General features: G+C 58.4%; 11 protein-coding genes. 10 read left to right on the top strand and 1 reads right to left on the bottom strand.

What is annotated here, in order from left to right; all coding sequences use genetic code 11:
- The first annotated feature begins 63 nt into the window (after nucleotides 1-63).
- The 5 genes from pheT to HWE04_RS13425 all read left to right on the top strand — a co-directional run bounded on the left by pheT (nucleotide 64) and on the right by HWE04_RS13425 (nucleotide 5,377).
- On the top strand, nucleotides 64-2,490 hold the full coding sequence (gene pheT, locus HWE04_RS13445) for a phenylalanine--tRNA ligase subunit beta (protein ID WP_241812688.1): 2,427 nt from the start codon (nucleotides 64-66) through the stop codon (nucleotides 2,488-2,490).
- Between the two features lie 64 nt (nucleotides 2,491-2,554).
- On the top strand, nucleotides 2,555-2,968 hold the full coding sequence (locus tag HWE04_RS13440; protein ID WP_077237224.1) for an integration host factor subunit alpha: 414 nt from the start codon (nucleotides 2,555-2,557) through the stop codon (nucleotides 2,966-2,968).
- A gap of 3 nt (nucleotides 2,969-2,971) precedes the next feature.
- Nucleotides 2,972-3,373 (top strand): MerR family transcriptional regulator, encoded by a 402-nt coding sequence (locus tag HWE04_RS13435; protein ID WP_006712697.1) that lies wholly within the window; start codon nucleotides 2,972-2,974, stop codon nucleotides 3,371-3,373.
- Between the two features lie 170 nt (nucleotides 3,374-3,543).
- Entirely contained in the window at nucleotides 3,544-4,065 is a 522-nt protein-coding gene (locus HWE04_RS13430) for a GNAT family N-acetyltransferase (RefSeq protein ID WP_241812687.1), read from the top strand.
- 229 nt (nucleotides 4,066-4,294) lie between these two features.
- Nucleotides 4,295-5,377 carry a collagen-binding domain-containing protein gene (locus tag HWE04_RS13425; RefSeq protein ID WP_241812686.1) on the top strand — a complete coding sequence of 361 codons (1,083 nt, stop codon included), beginning with the start codon at nucleotides 4,295-4,297 and terminating at the stop codon, nucleotides 5,375-5,377.
- A gap of 106 nt (nucleotides 5,378-5,483) precedes the next feature.
- Here HWE04_RS13425 and HWE04_RS13420 read toward each other — a convergent pair whose 3' ends face one another.
- Nucleotides 5,484-6,092, bottom strand: a complete 609-nt coding sequence (locus HWE04_RS13420; protein ID WP_241812708.1) for a phosphatase PAP2 family protein — start codon at nucleotides 6,090-6,092, stop codon at nucleotides 5,484-5,486.
- A 399-nt stretch (nucleotides 6,093-6,491) separates the two neighbouring features.
- On the opposite strand from HWE04_RS13420, the gene epsL reads away from it, so the two are divergent.
- The 5 genes from epsL to epsF all read left to right on the top strand — a co-directional run bounded on the left by epsL (nucleotide 6,492) and on the right by epsF (nucleotide 12,542).
- Nucleotides 6,492-7,727 (top strand): XrtB/PEP-CTERM-associated polysaccharide biosynthesis outer membrane protein EpsL, encoded by a 1,236-nt coding sequence (epsL, locus tag HWE04_RS13415; RefSeq protein ID WP_241812707.1) that lies wholly within the window; start codon nucleotides 6,492-6,494, stop codon nucleotides 7,725-7,727.
- 10 nt (nucleotides 7,728-7,737) lie between these two features.
- A complete protein-coding gene (locus HWE04_RS13410) occupies nucleotides 7,738-9,147 on the top strand; it encodes an undecaprenyl-phosphate glucose phosphotransferase (protein ID WP_241812685.1) in 1,410 nt (469 codons plus the stop codon).
- Between the two features lie 107 nt (nucleotides 9,148-9,254).
- The gene (locus HWE04_RS13405) at nucleotides 9,255-10,208 is read left to right on the top strand and encodes an EpsD family peptidyl-prolyl cis-trans isomerase (RefSeq protein WP_234296365.1); all 954 of its coding nucleotides are present in this window, start codon (nucleotides 9,255-9,257) and stop codon (nucleotides 10,206-10,208) included.
- A gap of 73 nt (nucleotides 10,209-10,281) precedes the next feature.
- Nucleotides 10,282-11,073 (top strand): polysaccharide export protein EpsE, encoded by a 792-nt coding sequence (gene epsE, locus HWE04_RS13400; RefSeq protein WP_234296836.1) that lies wholly within the window; start codon nucleotides 10,282-10,284, stop codon nucleotides 11,071-11,073.
- Between the two features lie 71 nt (nucleotides 11,074-11,144).
- Nucleotides 11,145-12,542: a chain length determinant protein EpsF gene (gene epsF / locus HWE04_RS13395; RefSeq protein ID WP_006712709.1), complete on the top strand. Its 1,398-nt coding sequence runs from the start codon at nucleotides 11,145-11,147 to the stop codon at nucleotides 12,540-12,542.
- Nucleotides 12,543-12,555 lie beyond the last annotated feature (13 nt).

Raw genomic sequence — 12,555 nt, 5'->3', positions numbered from 1 at the left:
GATCAAGAAGGGCGCCGCGCCATGTCGCGACGCGCCTCTGGCTGATAGCTGAAAGTCTGAATCATGCAATTCTCTGAAAACTGGCTGCGTACCATGGTCAATCCGACCATGACCTCGGATGAACTGTCGCATCTGCTGACCATGTCCGGCCTGGAAGTCGAGGAAGTCGAACCGGTCGCGCCCCCCTTCACCAATGTGGTGGTGGGTGAAGTGCTGGAAGTGACCAAGCACCCGGATGCGGATCGCCTGAACGTATGCCGCGTCAACGTGCACACCGGCACCATCCTCAACATCGTCTGCGGCGCGCCCAACGTGCGTGCCGGCCTGAAGGTGCCTTGCGCGATGGTAGGCGCGGTGCTGCCCCCGGGCGCCGATGGCAAGCCCTTCGAAATCAAGGTCGGCAAGCTGCGCGGCGTGGAATCGCAGGGCATGCTGTGCTCCGCGCGCGAACTGAAACTGTCGGAAGATCACGGCGGCCTGCTGGAACTGCCAGACGATGCACCGGTGGGCCAGAATTTCCGCGACTACCTGCAATTGAACGATCTGAAGTTCACCATCAAGCTCACCCCCAACAAGGCGGACTGCCTGTCGGTGCTGGGCGTGGCGCGTGAAGTGTCGGCCCTGACCGGAACCCCCCTGAAGGCGCCTGTGTATCAGGCGGCGGCGGTCAATCTCGACGAGAAACTGCCCGTGCGCATTTCCGCGCCTGAGTTGTGCGGCCGTTTCGCCGGCCGCGTCATCCGTGGCCTCAATGCCAAGGCAGCCACGCCGCAATGGATGAAGCAGCGCCTGGAGCGCAGTGGCCAGCGCTCGATTTCTGCACTGGTGGATATCTCCAACTACGTGATGCTGGAGCTGGGTCGTCCCTCGCACGTGTTCGACCTGGACAAGATCCATGGCGGCCTGGATGTGCGCTGGGGGCGCAAGGGCGAGTCGCTCAAGCTCCTCAACGGCAATACCGTGGAAGTCGATGAGTGGGTGGGCGTGATCTCCGACGACAAGGAAATCGAATCCCTGGCCGGTATCATGGGCGGCGACGCCACTGCAGTCTCGCTGGAGACCAGCAACATCTACCTGGAAGCCGCCTTCTGGTTCCCGCAGGCGATCCAGGGCCGGGCACGTCGCTACAACTTCTCCACCGATGCGGCGCATCGCTTCGAACGTGGTGTCGACTTCGCCACCGTGGTCGATCACATCGAACGCATTACTGCGCTGCTGCTCGAAATCTGCGGCACCAGCGACACCCGCGTCGGCCCCATCGACGACCAGATCGTCAACCTGCCCAAGCGCGAGCCTGTCGCGCTGCGCACTGCGCGTGCAGCCAAGGTGATCGGCGTGGAGATCACCGATGAGATGGTCTCGGACATCTTCAAGCGCCTGGGCCTGTCCTTCGACTATCAGCCTGGCCTGTTCTCGGTCACGCCGCCGTCCTATCGCTTCGACATCGAGATCGAGGAAGACCTGATTGAGGAAGTCGCGCGCGTCTACGGCTTCGAGAACATCCCGGCGCTGCCGCCGGTGGCCGCCAATGCCATGCGCCTCGCGCCCGAGAACACCCGCTCGCTGTTCGCCATCCGCCGTCTGCTGGCGGACCAGGACTACCAGGAAGTGGTCAATTTCAGCTTCGTCGATAGCGCCTGGGAAGCCGAATTCGGCGGCAACGCCGATCCGATCAAGCTGCTCAACCCCATTGCCAGCCAGATGAGCGTCATGCGCTCTTCGCTGATCGCCGGGCTGGTGGCCAATGCGCGCTACAACGTCAACCGCAAGGCGTCGCGCATCCGCGTCTTCGAAGCCGGTGCCGTCTTCCGCAAGAATGCCGATATTGCCGATGGCCCGCTGTCAGTGGCCGGTTTCGAGCAGCCCAAGCGCGTGGCCGCGCTGGCCTACGGCCCGGTGGCCGAGGAACAATGGGGCCAGTCCAGCCGCAACGTCGATTACTTCGACGTCAAGGCCGATCTGGAAGCCTTGTTCGCACCGCGCACCCTGCGTTTCGTGAAGGCAGAACACCCAGCGCTGCACCCCGGCCGTACCGCCCACGTGCTGCTGGGCGAGCAGGTCATCGGCGTGATCGGCGAGCTGCATCCGAAGTGGCAGCAGAAGTACGAGCTGCCGTTGGCACCGGTGGTCTTCGAAGTCGATGCCGATGCGCTGCAGCAGCGCGACCTGCCGGTCTACACCGAGATTTCCAAATTCCCGGCCGTCAGCCGTGACATCGCACTGGTGGTCAAGCAGTCGATTGGCGCCCAGCAATTGCTCGATGTTTTCGCTGCCGAGAAAGAGGCCAACCCCGCATGCGCCATCTTGCAAGCCCTTGTTTTATTTGATGAATATCAAGGCAAGGGTCTGGAAAGCGACGAAAAAAGTCTTGCGTTCCGCTGCACCTTGCAAGATACTCAAAACACCCTTCAGGATGACAAGGTCGACCTTGCCGTGAGTGCGCTGGTGGCCGCTGCGGGCAGCAGGCTTGGCGCCAGGTTGCGTGCCTGACGTGATGTCCGAGAGCGAAAATAATTACAGACCGGAATCGGTTGAGGCCCAGTCATTCATCGCCATGAACAACGTGAATTCGAACGAATTTCAATCCGTGCTGGACGCCGACCTGCATCGTGCCGTGATGGAATCGCAGGCACGCTCGCAGGCCGACAAGAACCTGCCGACGCTGACCAAGGCCGAGCTGGCCGAACTTTTGTTCGAGCAGGTCGGTCTGAACAAGCGCGAAGCCAAGGACATGGTGGAAACCTTCTTCGACGAGATACGCAACGCGCTTGAGCGTGGTGAGGCCGTCAAGCTTTCCGGCTTCGGTAATTTCCAGCTGCGCGACAAGCCACAACGGCCTGGCCGCAATCCCAAGACAGGCGAGGAAATCCCGATCACGGCGCGCCGCGTCGTGACCTTCCATGCCAGCCAGAAATTGAAGGAAATGGTGGAACTCTCCAGCGGTAGCACCGTTGAAATGTCCGTCTAATCTATGAACGATCGTGTCAACAAGCCGGCGGCTATCGTGCTGCCGCCCATCCCGGCCAAGCGTTATTTCACGATAGGTGAGGTCAGCGAGCTGTGTGGCGTCAAGCCGCATGTGTTGCGCTATTGGGAGCAGGAATTTACCCAGTTGAAGCCGGTGAAGCGACGTGGCAACCGTCGTTATTACCAGCATCATGAAGTGCTGCTGATCCGTCGTATCCGTGAACTGCTCTACGAGCAGGGCTTCACCATCAGTGGCGCCCGCAACAAGCTCGATGGTACCCATGAGGTCGAACAACCGGAAGAGCCGCAACCGCCCGCCATCAGTCTGGACGAGGCCGCCATCGACAGCCTGCGTGCCGAGCTGCAGGCGGTTCTGGAGACGCTCAAGCCGGGTGCGGCAGCCTGATGGGCGACGCTATTCGTATCGGGGTGTCCTGCCTTCGGCAATAGCCTTATCCCGGTTCCGACTGACATTGCAATTCAACGCGCCGCACGCTGGTCTTTATCGACCACCGTGCGGCGCGTTTCCTTTCAGGCCCGCCATCGCGAGGATACCGATGGCAAGGGAGATCAATCATGACCCATTACCAATGGCGTGCGATGAAGGCGGACGACTTGTCGCATGTGATGGAGATCGCAGCGCTGGTTCACGCCGGTTACTATGAGGCCCGCGAAGTCTTTGCCGAACGACTGGCCTTGTTTCCGCAAGGCTGCCGCATCGCCGCCCACATGACGCCAGCCGGTACCGAGGAAGTCATCGGTTATGCCTTCATGCATCCGACCCGCCATGGTCAACCTCCCGCCTTGAACCGCTTGCTGCTGGAGCTCGAAGAGCGGGCGGACTGCCTGCATCTGCATGACGTCGCCTTGTTGCCGCAAGCCCGCGGTTCGGGGCTGGGGCGCGCGTTGGTGGAGGAAATCTGCCAGCTTGGTCGCGCCATTGGTCTGCAGCGCGCCACATTGGTGGCCGTTCATGATTCGGGAGACTACTGGCGCAATGCCGGATTCGAGAGCGATGATCAAGCCCATCTGCAAGCGGCCGATGCAATCTACAGCTATGGAGTTGGCGCTCGCTACATGTCCAGAACCTTGCGTTGACCACTCCGCTTCCATGCGGTGGGAAACTTGATTATTGTTAATGTGGCAAAATTTTCACAAGGACGCGATACTTCATCTTCCTACTTGATCAAGTGACAACTAAACCCTTAGAATTGATAAAAAATTTACAACTATTTGTGTGAATTTACGCGGTGTTTGCCGCGATCAATTCTTGCCTGCGCCAGTTGGGAGATCTGACCGGGCGTCACTTCATTGAATCGGGGGTTTCATGCTTGTCCGTTCCAAGTCGGTCCTGGCCACGTTTGCCATCGCGCCGTTGTTGTCGCTCGGTCTGTCCGAAGCCGCCCAGGCGGCCACGACCTCACTTACTGGCGCCGAGGCGCTCCAGCAATTCAACCTGGTCGTGCTCGGCAGCGCGACGTCAAATTCGCACGTCGATGGTCGTGCCTGGATCGGCGGCTCGCTCACCGGCGGCGATTACGTGCAACATGTCGGCGATACTCCGGCCTCCAGCTATGCCGGCCTGACGGTCATGGGTACCGCGACCAACGTCCACGTCAACGGCCTGGGCTCGACTATCGGCGGCTCGCTGGTCAATTCCACGGTCAACACCGGCTCCAGCTACATCGGCGGCTCCGTCTCCAATAGCAATCTGAACGGACCGGCCTATGTGGTTGGTGGCAGCACCAGCACCAATTTCAATGGCGGCCATCTGTCCGCGCCATCCTCGCTGATGCAGACCAACTTCGATGCAGCGGGCTCCACCAATTTCGGTAGCACGCTTGGTGCGCTGTCCAACACCCTCAAGAGCGCAGTCGCCAACAGCACGGTTTCGCTCAGTGGTAACAAGGCGACCTTCAATGCCGTTGCCGATGCCAAGGGTGTGGCCGTCTTCAACCTGGATAACACGACCAGCGCTTCGGTGTTCTCGGCCGGCGAATTTTCCTTCGCCGCCAATGGCGCCAGCACCATCATCATCAATTCGAGCGTGAGTTCGGCCGTGATCGGCGCCAACTTCCTGGGCGGACAAGCGCAGTCGCTGGGCAAGTCCATCGTCTGGAATTTCTATAACGCCAGCAGCCTCACCATCAACAACCAGTTTGGCGGCTCCATCCTGGCCACGCATGCCAGCCTGACCAATAACCAGAACATCGAGGGCGGTGTCTTCGTCAACAGCCTGACCCAGAATGGCGAACTGCACCTGCAGTCCTTCACCGGCAACCTGGCAGCCGTGGCTCCGGTCCCGGAGCCCGAGCAATATCTGATGATGCTGTCCGGCCTGGCCATCGTCATTGGCGTGGCAGCGCTGCGTCGCAGGAATGTCCCGATGCCGGCGGCACTGGCTGCCTGAGGGTCGCAGTCACCTAGCAGATAGACGTGATGCGCAAGACATGCCGTTCAGCGGATTGCTGAACGGCATTTTTCATGGTGAAGGGCAGGGCGCCGGCAGTGCAGGCTTACAACGGCTCGTGACGGAAATAGACCTCCGGGCGCCCCGACAGATTCTTGGCCAGTTCCTGCAGGAAGCTCTGTGTGGGTGCCGGTTTGTCGAAGCCGGTCATCAGCAGCGCAGCTGCCAGGCCCAGTGGCAGCAAGAGATGGCGCCAGGGTGGGGGCGAGCGATGCAGCGACAGGCTGAACGCCCAGGCCGCGCTGGCGCCCAGCAGCAGGCCCAGCAACACCTCGGATTCAGAGTGCACCTTGATCATCAGGCGTGAGACGCCGATCGCAGTGACCGCCAGTGCTGTCAATGCGAGCACCAGCGAGCGGCGAGGGCGGCTGCAACCTTGTGTCAGCACCAGCGCAATGGACAGATAGAGTGCACTGGAGGAGGCGGTATGGCCGCTGAAGCCAGTGAAATTGAGCATGGGAGGGGCGATGTCCCACCCCATGAACAACAGCTTGCTGACGACGACGATGAACATTGCCGTGCCAAAACAGAGCAGCCACGCCAACATCGGACGCCACATCCTGTTCAGGCCCAGCCAGAGCGCAAGGATGCAGGCAGCCGGGATGGTAATGGCGCTGTCGCCGAAGAAGGTGATGGTATGCCAGGAGAGATTCATGGAAGACAAGGAGGTTTGCAAGGCAGTGCGGAGAGGATCTTATCCGCTAGAAGGGGGCTGCGAAAGCGCTGTGACGCTTGATAGGAGATAAACGTTCAGTTTTTGTTGCGTCGCGATATAAATAGTTTATGGTTTTTCTCGCAATAGTTATCAAAATTGAAATATCCCGTTTGTCCTACAAAGGCATCCGTCATTGTCTGATTGTCCCGATTCTAGGGGTGCGTATCCTTACCGCATTGTTTTCTGGAGGGCAATCTCCAGCACAAATTTTTGCCTAAATATCAAAAATGATGCATGATTGACTCTAAATTTTTTCGTGTTGCGATGCAGCAATTCGGACGCAAAAAATTGTCATTGTTTTAAAAGTAAAACTAAAAAAAGAAAGGGCGCTGATTCGTGATGCCACGGCAGTTTCGCAATAGCAGCAAGCGCAAGACCCGGGTGCAAGTATGTGCGCTGCTGGTGTCCGTGACCTGCCCTTTTGCCTACGCGGCAGACCCCGGTCAGGTGGTTGTTCCGTATGTGCAGTACACCTATTTGCATGACGATAACCTGTTGCGCTTGAATAGTCCCGAGGCGGCCCAGGCAGCGCTCGGTTCGTCCAAATTGTCGGACAACGTGCAGAGCCGGCTGGCCGGGATCCGTATCGACAAGAATCTCAGTCGCCAACACATCTATCTGGATGCGAGTGCGACCAAGAACACGTTTGATTATTTCAGGCAGTTCGACAACGACGCGCGTGATCTGAAAGCAGACTGGGGTTGGGCCCTGGGAGAGCGTTTCTCGGGCAACGTCGGTTATGTGTATTCGCGTTCGTTGACACCTTTCCAGAACTACCGGGTGCTGGATCTGAACATCCGCACGATGAGTACGAAATATGCGAACTTGGCATGGCAATTGCATCCCGATTGGACGTTGCGGGTCCAGGCATCGCGGTTTGGCTTGGCGTATGACCTGAGTACCCAGAAGGCAAACAGTTTTACCCAGAACCTGGCTGAAGTCGGACTGGATTACAACCCTGCCAGCGGCAGCATAGCAGGGGTGCAGGTGCGTAAGACCACGGGTAATTATCCGTATGACTCCGTAGTCAGTACCGGGACGATCAATAACTCGTTCAGCCAGGAAGACTACAAGGCCAAGATTGTCTGGCTTTACAGCGGCAAGACCAAACTTCAGTTTCTGGGTGGTATCACCCAGCGTGAGCGAAATTCAGCCGCTGATGCCGGTTATCGTGGATTCAACGCTCGCCTGATTGCAGACTGGGCGGCCACTGGCAAGACCAGTTTCAAGGCCAATCTCTGGCGTGAGATCGGTGGCGTGAACGATGTGGATGCGAATTTCGCGCTGACCAATGGCGTCAGCGTTGCGACGACCTATTTACCCACGGCCAAATTGCGCGTGGATGGTTTGATCGATTATGAAAAGCGCAACTACAACGGTGCCTCAATCGTGACTGGTGTGACACCCACGAATCGGCGGGACAACTATGAGAAGGCGAGCCTGAGTCTGACTTATTCGCCGACCATGTCCTTGTCGTTGATGTTGTCCATCTATCGAGAAAACCTGCAGTCGAACATCAATACCTTCAGCTACCTCTCCAACGGCATTTCCCTGACTTCGCGCTATGAATTCTGAGGCCCCCAAAATGAGTGACCTGCATGATGGCCTGCCGTTGGTCAACGTCAAGCCTAATACCATCACCATGGTGTTCAAGCGCTTTGTCGAGCCTGCGCTGATCGTGGCCTACCTGTGGGTTCTGGTCCGCCTGCATGGTCACACCTTTACTGGCGATTATTGGGTGCTGGCCATCATGGCCTTTTTCCTCTCGTCTTATTTCTTCACCGAATTACATCAGCGTCGCTTGCGCCGCAATCCCAAAGGCCCCTCCGTGCTGGCACCGGTGCTGGACTGGATGGCAGTGGCTGCGGTGCTGGTCCTGGTGGCCTATATCTGCGAGTTCTACCAAAGCTTCTCGATGCGTGCGATCTTCTTCTGGGTGGTCAGCACGCCCATCGGTCTGATCATTTCGCAGCATGTGCAATCACGCGTCCTGCGCGACCTGCATACCAAGGGCGAGGTACGCAAGGCTATCATCATTGGTGTCAATCCGGCTGCGCTGAAGCTGGCAGACCGCATGGAGAAGTATCCCTCCCTGATGATCAAGCTCATGGGCTTCTTCGATGACCGCGAGTTGAACCGCCAGCCGGTCGGCACCTTTACACCGCTGCACGGGAAGATGTCGGACGTGGCTGCCTACGTACGTCAGAACAACATCAACATGGTCTACATCAGCATGCCGATCTCCGCCCAGCCGCGCGTGCTGCAGATGATCGACGAATTGCAGGACACAACCGCATCGATCTATTTCATTCCGGACATCTACATCTTCAACCTGATCCAGGCCCGCTTCGACTATGTGGGCGGGATGGCGGTGATGGCGATCTGCGAAACACCCTTTACCGGAACCAACAATCTGGTCAAGCGCGTGAGCGACGTGATTCTGGCCTCTGCCATTCTGCTCATGTTGTTGCCAGTGATGATGGTCATTGCCATCTGCGTCAAGCTTACCTCGCCGGGTCCGATCATCTTCAAGCAGCGCCGTTACGGCCTGGATGGCGAAGAAATCGTGGTCTACAAATTCCGTTCGATGACGGTGATGGAAGACGGCGGCAAGGTCACGCAGGCCACCAAAGGGGATATGCGTCTGACCAAGATCGGCGGCTTCCTGCGCTCCAGCTCCCTTGATGAATTGCCCCAGTTCTTCAACGTCCTGCAAGGTCGTATGAGCATTGTCGGACCACGTCCACATGCGGTGGCCCACAACGAGCTGTATCGCAAGCAGATCAAGGGCTACATGCTGCGCCACAAGGTCAAGCCGGGCATCACCGGCTGGGCCCAGGTCAATGGCCTGCGCGGCGAGACCGAGACACTGGACAAGATGAAAGCCCGTATCGAGTTCGATCTGGAGTACCTGCGTCGCTGGTCGCTGGTATTCGATCTGTGGATCATCTTCCAGACCGTACGCATGGTAGTGAAGCGCGACAACGCTTATTGATGGGCGATGCTTCATAACCGGCGAGTGCGCTCAGTATGAGGTGTACTGGCGCCTGGGCAACAAGTGGTAGCGAATAATCAGAATGAAAAAATCGAGAGCTTGGTGAAATGAAAATCGGGAACGAAGCGGTGATAAAACACAACAAGATGGCGACCAGGATGCTCGTCTCGACCATGCTTTTGATGGGCCTTGCTGCCTGCGGCGAGAAAAAGCCGGCTGCGGCGTCCTCCAGTCAGGTAGTGGCCATCGTCGATGGTCAGGAAATCACGATCCACCAGGTCAACAATGAATTGGCCAAGACCGGTGGTCAGCAGGTCACCAAACAGTTGCTTGATGGTCTGGTCGCGCGCCAGCTATTGATCAATGCTGCCAAGAAGGACAAGCTCGATACCGATCCGGCCGTGCTGGCCGACATGGAGCGCGCGCGCAATCTGGTGCTTGCCCAAAGCTATGCGGCCACCAAGGTGAAGGCGCCTGCCCGGCCCCTGGATCAGGACATCGACGACCTGTATCGCAAAAACCCGGACTGGTTTGCGCAGCGTCGCCAATATGAGTTCGCACAGTTGATCGTCGCTGGCTCCAGTGTCACACCCGAGCTGCGCGAATTGATGGATCAGCGTGGCAAGAGGCTTGAGGACGTCGTGGCCTGGCTGGACGCGCATCGCGTCCAGTACGTCCGCCAAAACGTCATCAAGACCTCGGCAGATCTCCCACCGCAGATGAATGCCACCCTGAAGAACATGGAGCGAGGAACACTGTTCATCGTGATCGAAGGTCAGACCTCGATCCTTACCTCGTTGCAGGACGTCAAGAATGCACCCGTATCGTTGGCCGTGGCGACACCTCAGATTGTGCAATATCTGATGACGCAGAAGCAGAATCAGGCCTCTGAACAATTGCTGGATCGTCTCAAGAGCGAGGCCAAGATCGAGTATTCCGAGCAGGCGAAATCGTTCAAGGATTTGAGTGTCGCGAGCCCTGCCGAAAAGGACGATGCCGGGAAGACTGCCGAGAGCGTCAAGAACGATGCGATATCGCGCGGCGTGGCCGGTTTCAAGTAAGGAAGTTTTGATCAACATCCGGGCGTCCGACGCCTGAATCAAGAACCTGATGTACTGCGGAGTAATGACAATGATGAGAAAAATGGTATTTCTGCTGATCGGCTTGATGCTCGCCAGCACCAGTCTGTTTGCCAAGGCCGATGACATCCTGCTGGGTGCGGGTGACGTCATTCGCGTCAAGGTGTATGGCAGCGACGACCTGAGTCTGGAAACCCGGATCAGTGAGGCCGGTGTGATCAGCTATCCGCTGGTGGGCGAAGTCAAGGTGGGCGGCCTGTCCACGGCGCAGGCGGAGACCAAGATCGCCAGTCTGCTCAAGAACGGTGGCTACCTGAACAATCCGCAGGTCAACATTCTGGTCACCGTGCCGCAAAGCCAGATGATCTCGGTGCTGGGCCAGGTGACCAAGCCGGGTCGTTACCCGCTGGATGGCCGACGCAACGTGGCTGACGTGATTGCCTTGGCTGGCGGCGTCACCCCCGACGGTGGCGATGCCGTGACCATCGTGCGCCCGGATGGTAAGGGCGGTGTTACCAAACAGCTCGTCGATATCTACACCATTACCCACAGTGGTGATACCACTTCTCTGCCGGAAGTCGGCGCCAATGACGTGGTCTATGTCGAACGTTCACTGCGCTTCTACATTTACGGTGAAGTGCAACGTCCCGGCATGTACAAGCTGGAACGCAACACCACCGTGTTGCAGGCGTTATCCGTGGGTGGCGGCCTGACCCAACGGGGTACCGAGCGTGGTCTGCTGGTCAAGCGTCGTGATCCCGAGGGCAACCTGCAGGAGGTCCCCGTCAAGAAGGACGACCTGCTCCAGGCCGACGACATCGTTTATGTGAAGGAAAGCTGGTTCTAACCAGTCTGTCCGACATCGTAGAAGTGCGTTTTTTTAGTGAATGAAATACGCCAACCAGGAGGCGTGATCCTATGAACCTATCCCAATTTCTTCTGATCCTTCAGGCGCGTCGCAAAGTGATCCTGCTCATTCTGGCGGTCACGGTGGTAGTGACGCTGGCGGTTAGCCTTGTACTGCCCAAACAATACAAGGCGACATCGTCCGTGGTGCTCAACTACAAGGCTTCGGACCCGGTCACCGGTCTGGTGGTCTCGCCTCAGGCGCTACCCGGTTTCATGCCGACGCAGGTGGCCATCATCAACAGCCCCTCGGTGGCGCTGGCGGTGGTCGACAGCCTCAAGCTGACGCAGCAGCAGGCCGTCAAGGATGCCTATGAGGCCGATGATCACGGCGAACTGGACATCCGTAACTGGCTGGCTGCGCTGCTGCTGAAAAAGCTTGATGCCGTTGCCTCCAAGGAGAGCAGCGTGATCGATATCACCTACAGGGCAGAAGATCCGCAGTTTGCCGCGCTCGTTTCCAATGCCTTCGCCGCTGCCTACCAGAATGTGAGCATGCAGCTGAAGCTGGACCCGACCCGCAAGGCCTCGGTCTATTTCAACGATCAGGTCAAGGTTCTGCGCGACGCGTATGAGCAGGCTCAAACCAAGCTGTCCAAGTACCAGGAAGAGCACGGCATCACCAACCTGGACAACCGTACCGACGTCGAAAATAATCGCCTCAACGATTTGTCGACCCAACTGGTCATGGCTCAGGGGGCTCTGGCGGAAGCCCAGTCCCGTCGCCGTCAGGCCAGCGGTGGTGGCGCCGGTGAATCGCCGGACGTCAACTCCAACGCCTTGATCCAGAACCTGCGCGCTAATCTTGCCAGCTCGGAAGCACGCTTCGAGCAAGCCGCCAAGCGACTGGGTACCAATCATCCGGATTACCAGTCGGCCAAGGCCGAGCGCGATGGTCTGCGTGCCCAGTTGGCAGCCGCCACTTCCTCGATCTCGGCTTCGGTGGGCAGCAATGCGACCATCCTGGCCAAGCGCGAGGCAGAAATCCGCGCAGAGTTCGAAGCGCAGAAGCGCAAGGTCCTGGAGATGAATCGCACCCGGGACGAACTGTCAGTGCTTACCCGCGAACTGGAAAGTGCTCAGCGCGCCTACGAGTTGACCACCCAGCGCTTCGCACAGACGAATCTGGAGGGGCAGTCCAACCAGTCGGATATTTCCCTGCTGTCGGCAGCAGTGCCTCCTGCCAATCCGTCCAGCCCCCGTATTTTTGTCAACCTGGTGCTGTCGATCTTCGTCGGTACCATCCTGGGAGTGATGGCAGCCCTGGGTCTGGAACTGACCAATCGTCGTGTGCGTTCGGAACATGATCTGGTTGAAGAACTGGGTCTGCCGGTGCTGGGTGCCATTACCCGCCCCGTCGCTGCGACACGTCGCGGCCGGTTCGGCTTTGGCCGCTCCAAACCAGTGTGAGTGCGGACCGCTC

The sequence above is a fragment of the Herbaspirillum sp. C7C2 genome (genome assembly GCF_022627865.1).
GTDB classification, from domain to species: Bacteria; Pseudomonadota; Gammaproteobacteria; order Burkholderiales; family Burkholderiaceae_D; genus Herbaspirillum; species Herbaspirillum frisingense.
The sequence above is the reverse complement of the archived record's forward strand: the minus strand, read 5'-3'. Positions and strand labels throughout refer to the sequence as shown.

Coding starts and splice junctions, on each gene's coding strand:
- pheT (WP_241812688.1), top strand. CDS start 64: ATGCAATTCTCTGAAAACTGGCTGCGTACCATGGTCAATCCGACCATG.
- HWE04_RS13440 (WP_077237224.1), top strand. CDS start 2,555: ATGAACAACGTGAATTCGAACGAATTTCAATCCGTGCTGGACGCCGAC.
- HWE04_RS13435 (WP_006712697.1), top strand. CDS start 2,972: ATGAACGATCGTGTCAACAAGCCGGCGGCTATCGTGCTGCCGCCCATC.
- HWE04_RS13430 (WP_241812687.1), top strand. CDS start 3,544: ATGACCCATTACCAATGGCGTGCGATGAAGGCGGACGACTTGTCGCAT.
- HWE04_RS13425 (WP_241812686.1), top strand. CDS start 4,295: ATGCTTGTCCGTTCCAAGTCGGTCCTGGCCACGTTTGCCATCGCGCCG.
- HWE04_RS13420 (WP_241812708.1), bottom strand. CDS start 6,092: ATGAATCTCTCCTGGCATACCATCACCTTCTTCGGCGACAGCGCCATT.
- epsL (WP_241812707.1), top strand. CDS start 6,492: ATGCCACGGCAGTTTCGCAATAGCAGCAAGCGCAAGACCCGGGTGCAA.
- HWE04_RS13410 (WP_241812685.1), top strand. CDS start 7,738: ATGAGTGACCTGCATGATGGCCTGCCGTTGGTCAACGTCAAGCCTAAT.
- HWE04_RS13405 (WP_234296365.1), top strand. CDS start 9,255: ATGAAAATCGGGAACGAAGCGGTGATAAAACACAACAAGATGGCGACC.
- epsE (WP_234296836.1), top strand. CDS start 10,282: ATGAGAAAAATGGTATTTCTGCTGATCGGCTTGATGCTCGCCAGCACC.
- epsF (WP_006712709.1), top strand. CDS start 11,145: ATGAACCTATCCCAATTTCTTCTGATCCTTCAGGCGCGTCGCAAAGTG.